This window comes from Glacieibacterium sp. (genome assembly GCF_965200405.1).
In the GTDB taxonomy this organism is placed as follows: domain Bacteria; phylum Pseudomonadota; class Alphaproteobacteria; order Sphingomonadales; family Sphingomonadaceae; genus Glacieibacterium.
In genome coordinates this window covers 1637000-1653533 of sequence record NZ_OZ241356.1, presented here as the reverse complement: position 1 = coordinate 1653533, position 16534 = coordinate 1637000, and the positions used below count along the sequence as shown (strand labels likewise).

Annotated in this window: 14 protein-coding genes; 4 read left to right on the top strand and 10 right to left on the bottom strand. The window is 68.8% G+C overall.

Translation table 11 applies throughout. The annotated features are described in order from the left end of the window. Nucleotide 1: 1 nt before the first annotated feature. Both ACOFKW_RS07650 and ACOFKW_RS07645 read right to left on the bottom strand, forming a co-directional pair. Nucleotides 2-457: a hypothetical protein gene (locus tag ACOFKW_RS07650; RefSeq protein WP_419816721.1), complete on the bottom strand. Its 456-nt coding sequence runs from the start codon at nt 455-457 to the stop codon at nt 2-4. A gap of 23 nt (nt 458-480) precedes the next feature. Then, nucleotides 481-1008 carry a HupE/UreJ family protein gene (locus ACOFKW_RS07645; protein WP_419816720.1) on the bottom strand — a complete coding sequence of 176 codons (528 nt, stop codon included), beginning with the start codon at nt 1006-1008 and terminating at the stop codon, nt 481-483. A gap of 96 nt (nt 1009-1104) precedes the next feature. Here ACOFKW_RS07645 and ACOFKW_RS07640 point away from each other — a divergent pair, with 96 nt between their 5' ends. Beyond that, nucleotides 1105-1923, top strand: coding sequence for a DUF4198 domain-containing protein (locus ACOFKW_RS07640; protein WP_419816719.1), 819 nt, complete (start codon nt 1105-1107; stop codon nt 1921-1923). Here ACOFKW_RS07640 and ACOFKW_RS07635 read toward each other — a convergent pair. The 4 genes from ACOFKW_RS07635 to ACOFKW_RS07620 form a co-directional block, all read right to left on the bottom strand. After that, on the bottom strand, nt 1920-2165 hold the full coding sequence (locus ACOFKW_RS07635; RefSeq protein WP_419816718.1) for a hypothetical protein: 246 nt from the start codon (nt 2163-2165) through the stop codon (nt 1920-1922). The two genes, ACOFKW_RS07640 and ACOFKW_RS07635, sit on opposite strands and share 4 nt — an antisense overlap. 12 nt (nt 2166-2177) lie before the next feature. Then, nucleotides 2178-3725: a DUF4331 domain-containing protein gene (locus ACOFKW_RS07630; protein WP_419816717.1), complete on the bottom strand. Its 1548-nt coding sequence runs from the start codon at nt 3723-3725 to the stop codon at nt 2178-2180. Nucleotides 3726-3943: 218 nt separating this feature from the next. Next, entirely contained in the window at nt 3944-4510 is a 567-nt protein-coding gene (locus tag ACOFKW_RS07625) for a hypothetical protein (RefSeq protein WP_419816716.1), read from the bottom strand. 30 nt (nt 4511-4540) lie between these two features. Beyond that, nucleotides 4541-6511 (bottom strand): DUF4394 domain-containing protein, encoded by a 1971-nt coding sequence (locus ACOFKW_RS07620; protein WP_419816715.1) that lies wholly within the window; start codon nt 6509-6511, stop codon nt 4541-4543. Between the two features lie 364 nt (nt 6512-6875). Here ACOFKW_RS07620 and ACOFKW_RS07615 point away from each other — a divergent pair, with 364 nt between their 5' ends. From ACOFKW_RS07615 to ACOFKW_RS07605, 3 genes are read left to right on the top strand one after another with little or no spacing between them, the layout of a single operon-like run. After that, the gene (locus ACOFKW_RS07615; RefSeq protein ID WP_419816714.1) at nt 6876-7361 is read left to right on the top strand and encodes a DUF2844 domain-containing protein; all 486 of its coding nucleotides are present in this window, start codon (nt 6876-6878) and stop codon (nt 7359-7361) included. Further along, nucleotides 7358-8689, top strand: a complete 1332-nt coding sequence (locus ACOFKW_RS07610; RefSeq protein ID WP_419816713.1) for a DUF3443 family protein — start codon at nt 7358-7360, stop codon at nt 8687-8689. The genes ACOFKW_RS07615 and ACOFKW_RS07610 overlap by 4 nt, the downstream gene beginning before the upstream one ends. Nucleotides 8690-8745: 56 nt before the next feature. Next, nucleotides 8746-9762 (top strand): serine hydrolase domain-containing protein, encoded by a 1017-nt coding sequence (locus ACOFKW_RS07605; protein ID WP_419816712.1) that lies wholly within the window; start codon nt 8746-8748, stop codon nt 9760-9762. Here the strand turns inward: ACOFKW_RS07605 and dacB are convergent. The 4 genes from dacB to ACOFKW_RS07585 are packed head-to-tail and all read right to left on the bottom strand — an operon-like array spanning nt 9759 to nt 16426. After that, nucleotides 9759-11162, bottom strand: coding sequence for a D-alanyl-D-alanine carboxypeptidase/D-alanyl-D-alanine-endopeptidase (gene dacB / locus ACOFKW_RS07600; protein ID WP_419816903.1), 1404 nt, complete (start codon nt 11160-11162; stop codon nt 9759-9761). The genes ACOFKW_RS07605 and dacB overlap by 4 nt on opposite strands. A 52-nt stretch (nt 11163-11214) precedes the next feature. Next, nucleotides 11215-12456, bottom strand: coding sequence for a dicarboxylate/amino acid:cation symporter (locus ACOFKW_RS07595; protein WP_419816902.1), 1242 nt, complete (start codon nt 12454-12456; stop codon nt 11215-11217). A 2-nt stretch (nt 12457-12458) separates the two neighbouring features. Beyond that, a complete protein-coding gene (locus tag ACOFKW_RS07590) occupies nt 12459-14066 on the bottom strand; it encodes an N-acyl-D-amino-acid deacylase family protein (protein WP_419816901.1) in 1608 nt (535 codons plus the stop codon). A 29-nt stretch (nt 14067-14095) separates the two neighbouring features. After that, complete coding sequence (locus ACOFKW_RS07585) at nt 14096-16426, bottom strand: penicillin acylase family protein (RefSeq protein ID WP_419816711.1); 2331 nt, start codon at nt 16424-16426, stop codon at nt 14096-14098. Nucleotides 16427-16534: the final 108 nt, after the last annotated feature.

Genomic DNA, 16534 nt, shown 5'->3' with positions numbered 1-16534 from the left:
GTCACTCCATATGGTCCGGCGCATAGCCCGGCGTCGGCACGATCGGCAGTGTCGCCGCCAGGATAGCGATCGCGACCAGCCAGGACGATACCACTTTTACCGCGATGCCGCCGCCACGCGAGACCAGCCATGCGGCGGGCAGCACAATCAACGCGGCGGGCAGCGCGCGCAGCAGGTCCATCGTCGTGCCTGAGATCGCGATGACCGCGCCGCTCCACAGCCCGGCGTTGGCGCCGACGACCGGGCCGAACCACGTCGGACGGCCGGCACGGAGATAGACCGAGGCGGCGGTCAGCACGACGCTGATCCAGCAGCCGGCGAAAACAATCTCGGGCGAGATGCGGTCGAACGGCAGGTGACTCGCGGCGACGGCGACGAGGCACAGCAGGACCAGCGCCGGCAGCCGTGCGCGTGGTGGCGCAGAGGCCAGCGCGAACGCCAGCGCAGCGCACAGCAAAGCGGGAGGCAGCGGGCCACCCCTCACAGGACGCCGAACGCCTTGGCCATGAACCACACGCCGGCCAGTGCGATCAGGCCGCCCATCGTTCGGGTCACGACGATGCCGCCGGGGCGCTCGTTGAGCAGTCCGATACCGATGCCGCAGACGTGCAGCAGGCCAGTGCACAGCATGAAGCCGACGCTGTAGCCGACCGGATCACCTGCGGAGGGCAGTTCCTGGCCGTGGGCATAGCCGTGGAAGATCGCAAAGATCGCGACGATGGTGCAGGCCAGCCAGACCGGCGCCCGGACGGCACCGGCGATCATGATGCCGAGCACCAGCACCGACAGGGCGATGCCGATCTCGACCGGCGGCAACGGCACCCCGGCGATGCCCATCGCGCCGCCGATCGCCATGACGGCGGGAAAGATCACCGGCAGCGCGACGATCAGCGGACGGCCGAGGAAGGCTCCCCACAGGCCGACCGACACCATCGCCAGCAGATGATCGACGCCGCTGAGTGGGTGGAGGAAGCCGGAGACGAACCCGCCCGCGAGGCCGGTACCCATGTGGGCGGAGGCCGGGCTGGCGAGGCAAAGCGTCGAAATCGCTGCGCATGCGTATAACCCGAGGCCCCGTCCGGGCGTCATCCGGGAGATCGTCGAATGCGTGCCAGCCTGCTTGTCGTCCTTGCCCTGGCTGCGGGAGGAACGGCGCTGGCGCATGACGTGTGGATCCAGCCCGCGTCGTTCAACGTGGCGCCGGGTGCGGCGGTGCCGATCACCGTGCTGGTCGGCCACGGCACCTTCCGCCAGCGCTGGGGCGTCGCCAACGACCGGGTCCTGCGCTTCCAGGACATCAGCAGCGCCGGCGCCGTCGACCGGCGCACCGCGATCAATCCCGACCGCGGCGCCAGCGACGCAGTGCTGAGCTTTGCCGGCGCGGGGACGCACATGCTGGTGCTCGAATCGAGCCATGCGACGAGCGTGCTGCCGTCGATCCGCTTCAACGATTATCTGAAGGTCGAGGGGCTGACCCCGGCGATCGCCGCCCGGACCCGGCTCGGGATGAACGACAAGGACGGGCGCGAGACCTATAGCCGGCGCGCCAAAGCGCTGGTGCAGGTCGGCACGGTCGGCGGGGACCAGGCTTTCGTGACGCGCCCGGTCGGCCTGAGCCTGGAAATCGTGCCCCAAAAGAGCCCCTATGCGCTGGCGCCCGGCGAAGCGCTGCCGGTGCAGATACTGTACGAGGGAAAACCGCTGCCGGGTGCAACGGTGAAGCTGAATAACCTAGATTTCGACACGCGTCCGCTGGCCGTCAAGCTGAGCGACGCGGCGGGGCGCACCGCCTTCGATGTACCCCGCCGCGGCAAGTGGCAGCTCAACGTGATCTGGACGAAGCCGGTGACGGGCAATCCCGCCGCCGACTTCGATACGACTTTCTCCAGCCTGAGCTTCGGCTATGGACCGCCGGCGCTCTAGATCGTCACCGGCGTCGCGGTCAGACTGAGCGGGATGATGTCGCCCGGCTGCGGATCCTTGGCGACCGAGTTCGGATCCGCGCGATAGGCGACGCCGAAGTTGGCACCGAAGCTATCCTCCAGCTTGGCCGCCGGCGTCGTCACCACCGGCGTGGTCGGCGTCGCCTGGTCACCCCCGCCGCACGCCGCAAGCGCCGCCCCGGCGGCACTCGCGAACAGCATGTTCCTGAGAAGCTTGGACATGATCATCCTCCCTTACGGCTGGGTCTGGGGGCGCGGCGCACCACGCAGCGGCGGGTTCAGGTACGGGAACACCGCCTGGATGTTCGCAGCATTGCTAGGTGCGCCGTCGGTGAAGGCGACCTGTCCGGTCGGCGCATCGGCGGGCTTGCACAGGCCGAGGTCGGTTTGCTTGCCACCGACCGGGATCGGGTAGCACAGGCGGCCCATGGCGACGCGCAGCACGATGTCGACGACATCGTCACCCGGACGGCGACCGTTGGGGAAGCCGGCGAGGTCGTCCGCCACCACGCCCAGCGTCTTCTGCGCGGCCTGCGGCGTCACTGGAACCGCGGTGTTGAGGCGCAACATCTCCGACGGCGTCACGGTCTTCAACTGGTTGACCCCGGCGAACCCGGTCAGGAAGGTCGCGACGAGATCCTGGCGCGGAAAGTTGGTCGGCGCGAGATTGGTGAAGGTCGTGCCCAGCGTCGCGTTGACCGGCGCGCGGAACAGCGCGTCGAGGATCGCCGGGAAGGTCGGGTTCGTCACATAGTCAGCCAGCGCCGCGTCGCCCGAGGGCACCGAGGCGTTGAACAGGTCCTTCTGCGGCAGGCCGATCACCACCTCGTTGACCAGCGGCATGCCGAGGCGCGAGACCTGAACATAAGCGCCACCCTGCAGCGCCGGCGAGGCGAAGGTCGGGGCAGTACGCAGCAGTCGTGCCTGCGGCAGGCTGGCGGTGCTCCACACGCCGATGACGCCGTTACCGGCACCGGTCAGGCAGGCGGTCGGCACTTCGATGGCGATCGAGGTGACGTTCTTCTTGCCGATCAGCTCCTGGTTGTCCTGGCTTTGCGTGATGCCGCCGGGAAACGGCGTGCCGTTGCCATAGACCGGGTCGTTGTCGCCCTCGATCGGCACCAAGTTGACGAGGTCGAAGACAGGCCCGAGGTTGACCGCGAAATACTCGGCGCGCTGGCCGACGAACACGCGACCCGCCGTCGAGCAGCCGGGAATGTTGACCGAGTACATGAACTTGCGGGCATAGGTCTCGTAGCCGCCGGGGATAGACTTGTTACCGGCATTGTCCATCGGCTTGACGAAGGTGCTGCTGCCGCCGGTCGCATTGACGATCGCGGCGCGGGTGCCGCTACGCGCGTCCCCAGTGACCAGCGTCACGGTGTAATTCTCGTCCTCGCCGAGGTTGGCGTCGCCGGCGGCGGCGATCGGCCCGATGTGACGCAGCGCGATCGGCAGGTCCTTGCCGCCGACGTTCAGCGTCTTGCCCTTGTCGTTCTTCAGGACGTTGTTGAACTTGAACTGGAAGTTGATGTCTTCCTTGGCGTCGCCGGTGTTGTCGATGTGGATCTCGTACAGCGCGTCGGGGTCCATCGTGTAATAGTTCGGACCGTCACCAGGGTTTTCGCCGGGCTGGAAGTTGGCGATGATCGTGGTGAAGCCGTCGCGACCCGTCTCATAGCTGCGGAAGGCATAGACGTCGGTGTTGTCGACCTTGGGCATCTTGGCGACGTTCGGTGCCTCGCGGTGGCTCGATGCCCCGACCGGCGAGGCCATGGACATTATCATTGCTGCCGCAGCAGTCGTCGTAACCAGACCTGACTTCAAAGACATTGACGCGCTCCCTGTAGATATGATCGAAGGTCGACCCCGTCCTCATCTTTGGATTGGACGGAAGTTTTTCTGTTTTGTTCTTGCTGCAGCTACGGACGAGCCAGCCCCGGGTTGCACCCGCCCCGTCACGACTTTGAATAAACATTCATAGTGGCGGAAACCTTCGGTCAGGCGAGCAGCTGGGCCCAGCTCCACACCCCGGATCCAAAGGCCAGCACTGCCGAGCCCTTGCCGTCGGGGACCATGATCAGCCGCGGCCCGGTGATGGCGGCGGCCTGGCATTCCGGCGACGCGGCGCGGATGCTGGCGACGACGATACGCTGGATCGGCGCCAGCGCCGAATTCCCGTCCCCCCAACGCCCGTCCCAGATCATCAGTGCGTTGGCGACCGAGCGCGAGGCGGCGGGCACCTGGCTCAAGGCCGCCGCCGTCGCCCCGTCGCTGCGCAGGGCCGACTGGATATCGTCGGTCAGCGCACAGTCGCCGCGGGCTGGACCGACGGCCGGAACAGCGCTCGGTGCATCCACCAATGGCGCCTCGACCTCGACCGCTACCACGGTCTCGACCAGCGCCGGCGCAACAACCGGGGGTGCGACGGCCGAGGGAATCTCGGCAACTGTGATCGTCGAGCCGCCCGGCCGCTCGGCTGCCGTCGCAGCCGGCCGCAGCGCCACCGCGAGGACCGCCAGGTGCGCCGCCAGCAACAGCGGCAGCAGCAGGGCGCGTCGCGTCATCCGTCCCGGCCGTGGCGATCACGGCCGGCATCAGAAGACAAGCCGCAGACCGCCGGTGATGCCATTGATGGTTCGGTCCTTCGAATACTCGCCGTTATAATCGACGACGAGCGAGATCGGGCTCCGATCGCTGCTGACCGTGAAGCCGGCGCCACCGGTGTAATAGTTGCGGCGCAGCGGCGACGGGGTGAACGGCAGGCTGGAGGTGTTGCCGATGCCGCCAAAGCCGTAATTGAAGCCGTTCTGGCCATCTTTGCGGAACTCGTGGCGATAGGCGCCGCGGACTTCCGGCCGGACGACGACACCGCCGACCGCGACTTCGGCACCCAGCTTGGCGCCGAAATTTCCGAGGACCGATTCGTACCGGACATTACCGAGCGTCAGGCCGCCGAGGCCGCTACCGTCGTTGAAACCGTCGATGTTGACCCGGGCGTAGCGCGCTCCGGCGAACGGCTCCAGCACGAGGCCGCCGAACTTCAGCGATACCCCGATGTTGCCGCCGCCGAGATAGGTCTTGCTGTGCGTTTTGGCGGCGAAGTCGAGCGCGGTCGAGAAGCCGCCGGTCGCGGCATTGCTGCCGAAATTGACCGAGCGGCGCAGGTCGTAGTCGGCCTCGCCGTAGGTGCCGAACAAGTCGATGAAAGCGGGGCCGAAGCCGAAGGTCGCATAAGCGCCGCCGAAGTAGTTCTTGATCTCGCTGTCCTGGCTGGCGCCGAACTTGACCTGCGCATTGTCGTAGCCGGCGGTGACGCCGACCAGGAACGCATCGGCGAGGCGCAGATCGATACCGGCCATGACGCCGGCACCGGTGTAGTCGACGGCGGCGCGATCGACCGCGGGATCGTATTTGCCGTAGCGCGCGGTGCCGACGATGAAGCTGCCGATCTTGCCGTCGCTACCCGCCAGGCCACCGGTGCCGTGGTCGCGGAAGTCGCGCAGGTAGCGCTGCAGCGTCGCCTGCTCGAACTCGGCGGTGCGCAGCGTCACCTCGGGCAACAGGGTGTAGGCACCGGGCGTCAGCTGCGACAGCGCGGCGGCACGGTCGCCGGCGGGCAGGCCGTCAAGACTGTTGAACAGGCTGTTGAGCCCGGCCGAAGGTACACCGGTGAAATTGTCGATCGCGGTGCCGACCGCGATCTGGTTGGCGGTGGTGCCGTAGGAAGCGATCGTCGGCGCCGCGATGGCGAGGCCGAGATAGGTTTTGCCACCAGCGCCGACGACGCCGATCAGGGTCGCCTTACCGGTGGTCAGGTCGACGCTGTACAGCGAGGTGGTGCCGGTGCCGGGCTGGGTCAGGCTGGCCAGCACAGTGCCGTCGCGGGCGATGTCGAACCCGACATTGTCGTTGGTCGCGACGCCCAGCGAGCCGACCGTGAACAACTGGCCGCTGTTCGGCGAAACCGGCGTGCTGCCGACGCTGCCTTGGGTAGCCAGCACGCCGCGGTTGGTGTCGATGACGTACAGCGTCGTCGGCGTGCCGCCCGGGACATTGTTCGTATAGGCGGCGCCGGCGACGCGCGGTGCGGATCCGGCGCCGGCATCGGTCGCGGCATAGGCCAGCGGCGTGTCGGTCGCGGCAAGGCCACCGGTATCGGGATTGAGGCGCAGATTCTGGTTGGTGTTGGTGACGACGCGAATGCGGTCGACCGACGGGTTGAAGTCGACGCCGGCAGCGACGCCGTTGAGGGTCACCGGCGCGCCGACTGCGGTGGCGCTGCCGTTGAGCGGGTTGATCGCATACAGCCGCCCGGCGTTGCTCAACCCATACAGGACCCGCGACGAAGCCGGGCGATAATCGATGCCCAGCAGCGTCTCATTGCCCTGGATGCCGGTCAGTACGACAGTATTGACGATGGTGCCGGGCGCCGTGCTGTTGACGCTGACCAGCCGGTTGCCAAGGTCGAGGAAATTTACCGTGGCGGCATTCGCAGCGCCCGCGCCGCAGAGTGCAGTGCATCCAAGCAGGAGAGAGGCTCCGGCCCGCTTCAACGATGTGATCATGTTCGCCCCTTTGTCTGCTGGTGGAACACCGCTGTATTGATCCGGGTCCATGTCGTTCAGATCTTCGGGCGATTTCTAATGAGGTCGATTATTATGCAACATTCGCCGAAAGTTAGTCTGAGCCCAATCGATCGGACGGGCCTGGCAAAAACTAATGTTAGACTATTTGCGACGGCGGCCGGTGATGTCCGCTGGTGCAGCCTGTAATCTGCACTGGACTGAGCCGGCGACGATGATCGCTGTCGCCTCGACAATATTGCAATCCAGCAATACTTCGTTAAGCAAGTTTTTATCGTCGCGACCGCGCAACGGCTTTGAAGTTGCCGACACGCAACCGTTTGGTCGGCCGGCGGTTTGAGGGTTCGTGCGCAACGCTCTCCCCGCCCTGCTATCGCTCCTGACGGCGGCGTTGTTGAGCCCGGTCGGTGCGCAAGCCGAACTCGGCGGAACGCTGGCCAGCGTCCAGGCCGACGGGCGCCAGTCGAATGCGCGCATCGTTTCCGTGACGACGACCGGTTTCACTCGGCACGACCTGATGCGGCCGAACGGCGGCACGGTCAGCGAGTTCACCAACGCCGCCGACCAAGTGTTTGCCGTCACTTGGTCGGGACCGGGCAAGCCCGATCTTCGCACGCTGCTCGGCCGTTATTTCGCGACGTTCCAGGCCGCCGGCACGGTCGAGCGCGATGCCGGTGGTGGCATGATCCGGTCGCTGCGGCGACCGGTCCAGGTGGCGCAGGCCGACCTGCAGATACAGACAGGCGGCCACATGGGCTGGTTCCACGGCGTCGCCTATGTGCCCTCGCTGGCGCCGCCTGGCTTCGCACCCGACGACCTGCCGCAGCCATGAGGCTGATCCGCATCGTCATTGCCTCGCTGGCGCTGTTCGCCGTGTCGAGCTGTGGCGGCGGCGATGGCGGGTCCAGTCAGCCGACCGTCGCCCCCTCGAGCCCGACGCCGACGCCTGCTCCAGCGCCCACGCCGGTCGTCAACACCGCCGCCGTCGTCCTCGACGCCGGGCCGGCGGCGCTGCGGACTGGTTCCGGTGGCTATAACGCGTTCAACGAGCCCTATGTCACGGTCACCATCTGCGCACCGGGATCGACGACGAACTGCCAGACGATCGACCATATCATCCTGGATACCGGCTCGGTCGGGCTGCGGATCATCCAGCCGGCGATCAACGCCAGCCTGCTCGCCGCCCTGCCCGTCCAGGCGGGACCATCGGGCAACCCGGTCGGCGAATGCTACCAGTACGTCAACTCCTACGCGTTCGGCTCGGTGCGCGTCGCCGACTTCTCGATCGCGGGGGAGAAGGTCGCCGCGATGCCGTTCCAGGCGATCGGCGACGGCGGCAGCTTTGCAGCCGTACCCGCCAGCTGCTCGTCCGGCGGCGGCACCGCCATCGCGACGGTGAAAGATTTCGGTGCGAACGGCATCATCGGCATCGGTACCACGACGACCGACTGCGGTAGCTATTGCACGGTCGCCGGCGGATCCTCGGCGGCTGCCTATTACAGCTGCCCGGCGGCCGGCTGCGGGGCGATGATCCCGCGCGCCGCCAACACCGCAGCGCCGTTCGAGCAAGTGCCCAATCCGGTGGCGGCCTTTGCCGTCGACAACAACGGCAGCATCCTGACCCTGCCCTCGGTGCCCCAAGCGGGCGCGGTCAGCATTGCCGGCACGGTGATATTCGGCATCGGTACCCAGGCCAACAACACGCTTTCGGCATCGACCGTGCTGCCGCTGACCACCTCGACCAGCCGGCTCGGACCCGGCGTGCTGACCGCGACCTACAATGGCAAGCAGCTGACCCAAAGCTTCCTCGACAGTGGCAGCAGCAGCTATTTCTTCATCGATACCGCACTGGCGCCGTGCACCGACACCAACCTGGTCGCCTTCTATTGCCCGCCGTCGCCGGTGCCGCTGTCGCCGGTGCTGACCGCGACCAACGGTACGACCGCCAGCGCGGCGTTCACGCTGTACAGTCCGTTGAATGTCAGCGGCGCCGCCACCGCCGCGCCCGGCCTCGGCGTCGACCCGACGCTGGTCAAGCCGCCGCTGCCGTTCGCCAACAGCTTCGACTTCGGCATCCCCTTCTTCTTCGGGCGGACCATCTATACCGCCATCGAAGGCCGCGCGGCGGGGAGTGCCACCGGCCCCTACGTCGCCTTCTAAAAGCCTTGCCTGGGTAAGCCTAGCTTCGCCGCTGCGGATCGTGTCATGACTGGGGCATGATCGAGCCTGTCGTCGACGCCGCCTTCGCGCTTGCCGCAGACCATGTCGCGCAGGGACGTATCCCGGGCGCGGTATTGGGCATCGTCACCGCCGATGGCAGGCGCGCCGTCCGTGTCGCCGGGCTGGCGCAAGCGGTACCGACGCCCGAGCCGCTGACCGCGGAACACTGGTTCGACCTCGCGTCGGTCAGCAAGGTCATCGCCACCACGACGTTCGTGCTGCGCCTGGCGGAAGAAGGTCGGCTCGATCTCGACCGGCCGCTCACCGACGCGATCCCCGACCTGCGCCAATACGACGTCGCCAACGCGGCGGAGCGGCGCCTGACGTTTCGCGACTGCCTCGTCCACCGCACCTTCCTGCCCGCGGTCGAGCCGATCTACACCTATGGCGACGATCCCCAGCGCCTGCGCGCCTTCGTCCTGCAGCGCGAGTGGCGGCACGGCCCGCCGGTCTATTCGGATATCAACTTCATCCTGCTCGGCATCGCGGTGGAGCGGCTGACCGGCGCGGAACTCGACGCCCTGCCGCTCGGGTCCGGGTTGAGCTGGGGACCGCCGCCCGGTCCCGCCGTCGCGACCGAGGCCTGCCAATGGCGCGGCCGCGTCGTGAAGGGCGAGGTCCATGACGAGAATTGCGCCGCGATGGGCGGACGCACCGGCCATGCCGGGCTATTCGGGACGGTCGACGGCGTCTTGGGTTTCGCGCAGGGGTTGCTCGACGGCCGCGGGGCGTCGCCTGAAATGCTGGCGCTGATCCGCACGCCGGTCGAGGGGCACCGGACCATCGGCTGGGAGATCCGCCACCCCGGCTGGTCGGGCGGCCAGGCCTGCTCGCCGGGCACGATCGGCCACACCGGTTTTACCGGCACCGGCCTGTGGGTCGACTTCGATCGCGGCTTGGCATGGACGCTGCTGACCAACCGCGTCCATCCGACACGGCATTTCGACAGCGGCATCTTCGCGCTGCGACAGGCGACCGGCGACGCGGTGGTGCAGGCCGTCGACCGGCTCTAGTTGGCGGCGGCGACCGCGAGCAGCGCCTTGTCCACCGCCTGCGTCGCCGAGGCATCGCCGGGCATGTCGTTGGCCAGCGCCGAGAACATCAGCGTCTTCCCGCTGGCGGCGATCATGAAGCCCGACAACGCATTGGCGGCGTTGAGCTTCCCGGTCTTGGCGAACAGCTTGCCATCCAGCGCCGTGCCGCGAAAGCGCCGGCCCAGCGTCCCATCGACGCCACCGACCGGCAGCGTCGCGCGCCACGCCGCGCCCCAAGGCTGGGCCTGGGTCCAGCGCAGGAAGCGCACCGCCGCGCGCGGGGTCAGGCGGTTGTAGTTCGACATGCCGGCGCCATCGGCGAACTCGTACGACCAGCGTTCGACGCCGGCACTATCGAGCATCGCCTGGACCGCGACTTGTCCGTCGGCGACCGAGCCGCTGCCGGTGATCGCGCCGATGCGGCGCAGCAGCAGTTCGGCGTGGAGGTTCTGACTGACCTTGCTGGTCACCAGCAAGTCCTCGGCCAGCGGCGGCGGCGCCAGGCGCGCGAGCACCACGGGTTGCGGCGGGTGCGGGGCCGGGGCCGTCGCGCGGGTCGCCGGCTCGTCGATTGCCGATGCCGGACGGTGCTGCGCCCGGATGGAGCCAGTGACGCGAACACCCAGCCCGCGCAGCAACGCCGCCAGCCGCCACGCGGCTCGGTACGCCGGATCGTCGATCCCCACGGTCAGCGTCTGGGGGCTGCTGTCGGCCGGGATGCTGCCGGTGATCCGCAACCGGTCGGTGCCGGGCTCGCGAGTGACCGAGAGGGTCGACTTCCCGCCACCTGTCACGGCCCGATTGAGGATGGTGTAATAGCCGTCGCCGACCAGGCCCGGCGCCGCACCGGGCGTCGTCGGGCTGGCCACGATGGTCACCACATTATCGTCGATCGTCAGCGCCGAGATCGCCGTGCCGTAGCGGCTCGGCATGTTGTTCCAGCTCATGCCCTGCGGCCAGCGTTCGTCGGGAAAGGCGCTGTCGTCGCCGGTCACGTCATGGACGACCCGCGTCCGCGCCGCGACCGCCCGGGCGAGGTCGAGCAGGCAGTCGCTGACGCAATCCGCGGCACTCGACAAGCGGGCGTCGCCGTGCCCGGCGATGACCACGTCGCGGCCGTCCAGCCGCACCGTGGCGCCGCCGCCGCCATCCGCCGCATTGGGGTCGAGCAGCGCGAACGCCGCGGCGGTGGTGAACATCTTGGTGTTCGAGGCCGGCACGAAGCGATCGTCGGGGCGGATCGCAACGATCTCACGCCCCTGGTCGTCGGTTACGACCAGCCCGATGCGAGTGCCGGGACCGGCACTCGCCAGCGCATTCTCGACCGGGGCGTCGGACGGCGCGGCAGCGGCAAGCAAGAGGGACAGCAACAGGTGCATCATCGGACCTCGGTGCGACAAACAGCATGGACCATCCCGACGCCGTGCCGGTTCATGACCGCGCCGCGCTACGGAAGCGGGCTTCGTCGACGCCGTCCTCGGCGCGCGCCACCAGCGTCGCAACAGTCAAATTCGCCGATGCCGACGGCACGGTGCGGGTCATATCGAGCAGGCGATCGAACGGCAGGACCAGTCCGACGACCAACGCGGTCTGCTCGGCACCGACACCGACGGCCGACAGCATCGCCGCGAGCATGAACAGCGACGCCGACGGCACCGGCGCCGTGCCGAATGCCGCAAGCGCGCCGGTCATCAGCATGACGCCGAGCATCCAGGCATCGGGCACGATCCCGAGCGCCTGCAGCGCGAACTGGCCGAGCAGCCCGACGTACATCGCAGTGCCGTCCTTGCCGATGCTCGCACCCAGCGGCAGCACCGTCGCCGCGATCGACCGCCCGATGCCGAGATTGTCCTGTGCGACGCGCAACGCCACCGGCAGCGTCGCCGATGAAGAGGCGGTCGAGAATGCCACCACCAGCGCGTCGGCGATGCCGCGAAAGAAGCGCGCCACCGGCAGGCGCGCGACGAAGGCGATCAGCCCGGCATGGACCAGCATCTGGACCAGCGACGCGAGCACGACACACAAGGCGAGCCAGCCGACGTTGACGAACACCGCCATGCCGCCGCTCGCCACCGCATTGGCGCTGAGCGCGAGGACGCCGAACGGGGTCGCCTCCATGACGATGCGGACGATCTGGAGCAGCACCGAGGCAGCCGACTGAAGCAGCGCCACGACGGGCTTGCCGGCCTCGCCCGAGACGACGCTGCCGACGCCGAGCAGGACCGCGACGAAGATGATCGCCAGCATGTCGCCCTTGGCCAGCGCCTCGACGATGTTGGCGGGGACGATGCCGAGCAGCTGGTCGGCAGGCGAAACCGGCGGGCCGAGCGGATGCGGCGCGATCCCCGCCAGCGCGACGCCGTCGCCCGGCCGGATCAGCAGGCCCATCGCCATGCCGATCGACACCGCGATCAGCGTCGTCAGCGCGAACCAGCCGACCGTCCGGCCGCCGATCGGACCCAGCCGCCGCGGGTCGCCGAGCGACGCGATCCCCGCCGCGATCGTGACCAGCACGACCGGCACGACCAGCATCTTGATCAGCCGGACGAAAAGCTCGCCGATTAGCCGGATCGCGGCGGCGCCCTCGGGCCACAGCGCACCCAGCACCACGCCGATGACCAGCCCGCCGGCCACCCGTTGCCACAACGGGATCGCGAACCAGGCGTTCAGCATCTTCAAGCCGGGATGTTCCGGGCAGGTCGTGGGCCGCTGCGAACGACGTGGCCCGGGACGGGGCAGCCCGGCACCCTCGACCGCAGCAGGACCCGGCCCGCCGCCGAGCCGGTCGTCGCGCCGTTCGACAGTGCCAGCCTGCCGTTGACGAACAGCGCCTTGACGCCGACGCTCGGTACGCGCGGATGCAGATAGTCTGCTCGTGGCGCGTAGCCGACCGGATCGAAGACGACGACGTCGGCGAAATAGCCGGGCCTCAGATAGCCGCGACCCTCCAGGCGATAGATATCGGCGGTCGCGCCGGTCGAGCGGTGGATGAAGTCGCGCAGCGAGATGATCTTCCGCTCGCGCACATAGACCTGATATTTGCGTGGGAAGGTCGCATACTGGCGAGGATGGCCATCGGAGCCGTCCGAACTGGTGACGACCCACGGCTGTTTCATCAGCAGGTCGACGTCGCGGTCCGCCATGTTGAAGCTGGCGATGCTGACTCCGGCGGGACCCGTGCCGTGGCTGTTCGCGACGCGCAGGATGCGGATCGCGGCATCGACGGGCGTCAGCTGCCATTGCCGCGCCATCTGGCCCAGCGTCCTGCCGGTCCAAGGCTGGCCTTCGCTGGTCAGCAGGATCGACTCCGCGCCGCCGCGCCGACGCAGATTCTCGGCCATCTCCTGCTTGATCCTGGCCAGCGTCGGCAGCGCATCGAGCCGCGCGACGAGCTTTACATAGCCGCCGTCGCTGGCCCATCGCGGTACCAGCGCGGCATCGACGCTGGAGCCCGAGGCCAGCCATGGATATTGATCGGCGGTGACCTGCTGCCCGGCAGCGCGCGCCGCCTCGATCGTCGCGATCAACCGCGGCGCCTGTCCCTGCAGGTCGACGCCCAGCGCCTTCAAATGCGCGAAATGGACCGGCATCCGCGCCTGGCGGCCGATCTCGATCGCCTCCTGGGTGCTGGCGATCAGGCCGATGGTATAGTCCGACTCGTCGCGCTGGTGCGTGTCGTACAGGCCGCCGCGGCTGCCGGCTTCGCGCGCCACGGCGATGACCTCGTCGGTCCGGGCAAAGCTTTGCGGCGCATAGAACAGCCCGGTCGACAGGCCGTAGGCGCCCTCGCACATCGCCTTAGCGGCCAGCGCCCGCTCGTGCGCCAGTTCCGGGGCGGTCGGGGCCCGCGCATCCTGGCCGAGCACGCGGGCGCGGATCGCGCCGAAGCCGACGAACGGGACCAGGTTGGTGCCGATGCCCGACGTCGCCAGCGCGTGCGCGTCGGTGGCCACGTCCGGGGTGCCGTCGCCGTCGACGCCGGTGACGATCGTCGAGACACCCTGCGCCAGCCACGGCAGGTTGAGCCGCGCCACCGGGTCGTGCGACCGGATGTAGGTGGACGGATGGGTGTGCGCGTCGATGAACCCCGGCGCGACGACCTGCCCCCTGGCATCGATCACCTGCGCCGCGGCGGTGTGGCGTGACGGGCCGGCATAGACGATACGGTCGCCGCCGATCTCGACATCGCCGGCGAACGGAGCGGCGTCGGCACCGGTGTAGATCGTGCCACCGCGGATGACGACGTCGACGGCGGGCGCCGCGCTCGCTGGCTCGGCGAGCATCACGGCCAGCACGGCGATACCGAGGCGCCTCAACGATAGGTCCTTGGCGGACGCAGCGTGAGGCGGCCGGCGGCGCTCGCCTCGACGGCGGCGCGGCTGAACAGCATCGGCTCCATCCGGCCCGCGATCCACGGGGCATATTGGTCGCGGTAGTGCGGCGACCGCGGGTCGTTCGACTGGCCGGGCAGGTTAAGCATCAGCGAATTGTCCCAGGCGCCGACATCGATGACCTGGATGTAGCCCGCGCCGCCCCCGACGCGCCAGCTCGGACCGTTGCCCAGCCAGCGCGCCATGACGGTGTAGGAGTCGCCGCCGGTGCCCGCGCCCTCGATCGCCGGGAAGGCAGCGGCGATGGCGGGCACGCGCGCCAGCGGATGCACCAGGCGGACCTGGTGAAGCGTCGCCCAGCGCCATTTCGCCGGATCATTGCCCATCAACTGGCCCGCCGTCGCCCACGCGGCTTCGAGCGACGCGTCGAACAGCGCGTCGCGCGCCGCGACCGGATCGTCGCCCAGCCGAGCATCGGGGTGCGCGAGCAGTCCGAGCAGCACCGACGGCGCGATCTCGGTGACGAGCGACTTCGCACGCTCCGGGACGATGGTGGCGAGCATGCGCTGGCCAAGGTCGCGCCACAGGATCTCGAACAGCGCCGCAGCAGCGCTATCGCCATCGATTTGCGCATCCCACCGGCGCAGCATGTCGGCGGCTTCGGACTGGCGCCTGGGCAGCAGCGCGAGCAATTGCCGCGCGGGCGTCGACAGCGTGTCGTGCTGGAGCGCGACGCTGTCGGCCAGCGAGTGCCGCGCCTGGCTGCTCAGCACCTCGACGATGCGCTCGTAGCGATAGGGATCGCGGAACGAGAAGGCGGGAATGCGGTCGCGCGGCCAGTCGGGCGGCAGGTTGTTCTGGTTGGCGGACGCGAACCAGCCCTGCTGCGGGTTGTACTCGCTCGGCAGCGACGCGAAATCGCGGACGCCGGTCCAGTCGTAGCGGCCATCGCCCGGCACCGGCAGCAATCCGTCGCCGGTCTTGCGCACCGGCGCGAAGCCGATCACCTGCCAGCCGGTGTTGCCGTCGATATCGGCATAGTGGAAATTGGTCGGCGAGGGGTGAAGCCTGAACGCCTGGCGCAACGACGCCCAGTCGCGCGCCAGGTTGATCGCGATCATCCCAAAGGCACCGCTGCCGCCCGGCTGCATGGCGATCGAGCCGAGCGCGGTGGCGCGGTGGCGGGCCGGGTCGTGCGAGATCACCGGGCCCTGGACCGAGTAGCGCAGCGTCACCGTCTGCGCCGCAGCGCCCTTGACCGGGATGCTGGCCTCGACCCGCTCGAACCGCTTCCAGCCGCCGGCGTGCCGGTAGCGCTCCGGATCGTCCGGGTGGAGTTCGAGGACGAACAGGTCCTCCTGGTCGATGTGGAAGTTGGTCCGGCCGAAAGCGAAGCGGTCGGTATGGCCCTGCATGATACCCGGCAGGCCGGGCGCACCGCCGCCGATCACGTCGAGGCCGGGTGCAGACAGGTGCGCGACATGGCGCGGACCGAAGCCGCCGATGCCGAGGTGCGGATCGTTCGCCAGGATCGGGCGCCCGGTGGCGGAGCGCGCGGCGGACACGGTCCAGGCGTTGCTGCCTGCGTTGGCGCGGTCGGCCGCGGGCTCGGCGGGTTCGGTCGTCGGCGTCGCCGGGCCGAACGGCAGGCCGCCGCGCCGCATGACGCCCAGGTCCGCCTCCGACACGGCGGCAGTATCGAGCCCGTCCGGCACGGTCATCGTCCAGGCTGGCCGCAGCGGCGCGATGACCGCGTCGAGGTCGAGCAGCCCGAGCGCGGCGAGCTGGGCGCGGCGCACCTCGTCGTCGACGTTGCCGAGCGAGGCGGCGCGCGCCAGCACCAGTTCGCGCACGTCCCATTTCAGCGGCATGACCCCGAGGATCCTGTACTCCAGCGGCAGCAGCGACGGGTTGGCCGACAGCTCGTCGATCCGCGCGTTGATCCCGGCGACATAGGCGCGGGCGCAGGCCAGCACGTCGTCCGGCACGGCGCGCAGCTCCGCTTCCACGTCGCCGCGATAGTGAAACAGCCGCGCCACGGCATCGAGCGGCGCGAACTCGACGCCGAACGCCTCCGCCATGCGCCCGAGTTCGCGGCGGTGCGACAGGTCGATCTGGAACAGCCGGTCGCGCGCCACGACATAGCCCTGTCCGAAGAACGCATCCGGGATCGTCTCGGCACGGATATGCGGCACGCCGTAGCGGTCGTCGACGATCTCGATCGGCCGCTTCAGGCCGCCCAGCGCGATGCCCGCCGGTGCCAGCGCCAGCGTCGCGGCCGTCGCGCCCAGGAATGCCCGGCGGTTGATCATGGGCATCTCCTCCGCTCTCAAACAGTGCCGACCATCGGCCCCCGCCGTTCCGTTCGTGATACGACAACGCCCGGAGCGCCATAGGAAAATACACGGTGCGGAGCCACA

What these genes read in the sequence shown, in the direction of transcription:
- ACOFKW_RS07645 (WP_419816720.1), bottom strand. Translation starts at nt 1,008, where the DNA reads ATGGGTACCGGCCTCGCGGGCGGGTTCGTCTCCGGCTTCCTCCACCCA.
- ACOFKW_RS07640 (WP_419816719.1), top strand. Translation starts at nt 1,105, where the DNA reads ATGCGTGCCAGCCTGCTTGTCGTCCTTGCCCTGGCTGCGGGAGGAACG.
- ACOFKW_RS07585 (WP_419816711.1), bottom strand. Translation starts at nt 16,426, where the DNA reads ATGATCAACCGCCGGGCATTCCTGGGCGCGACGGCCGCGACGCTGGCG.
- ACOFKW_RS07595 (WP_419816902.1), bottom strand. Translation starts at nt 12,456, where the DNA reads ATGCTGAACGCCTGGTTCGCGATCCCGTTGTGGCAACGGGTGGCCGGC.
- ACOFKW_RS07620 (WP_419816715.1), bottom strand. Translation starts at nt 6,511, where the DNA reads ATGATCACATCGTTGAAGCGGGCCGGAGCCTCTCTCCTGCTTGGATGC.
- ACOFKW_RS07635 (WP_419816718.1), bottom strand. Translation starts at nt 2,165, where the DNA reads ATGTCCAAGCTTCTCAGGAACATGCTGTTCGCGAGTGCCGCCGGGGCG.
- ACOFKW_RS07590 (WP_419816901.1), bottom strand. Translation starts at nt 14,066, where the DNA reads ATGCTCGCCGAGCCAGCGAGCGCGGCGCCCGCCGTCGACGTCGTCATC.
- dacB (WP_419816903.1), bottom strand. Translation starts at nt 11,162, where the DNA reads ATGCACCTGTTGCTGTCCCTCTTGCTTGCCGCTGCCGCGCCGTCCGAC.
- ACOFKW_RS07610 (WP_419816713.1), top strand. Translation starts at nt 7,358, where the DNA reads ATGAGGCTGATCCGCATCGTCATTGCCTCGCTGGCGCTGTTCGCCGTG.
- ACOFKW_RS07605 (WP_419816712.1), top strand. Translation starts at nt 8,746, where the DNA reads ATGATCGAGCCTGTCGTCGACGCCGCCTTCGCGCTTGCCGCAGACCAT.
- ACOFKW_RS07630 (WP_419816717.1), bottom strand. Translation starts at nt 3,725, where the DNA reads ATGTCCATGGCCTCGCCGGTCGGGGCATCGAGCCACCGCGAGGCACCG.
- ACOFKW_RS07625 (WP_419816716.1), bottom strand. Translation starts at nt 4,510, where the DNA reads ATGACGCGACGCGCCCTGCTGCTGCCGCTGTTGCTGGCGGCGCACCTG.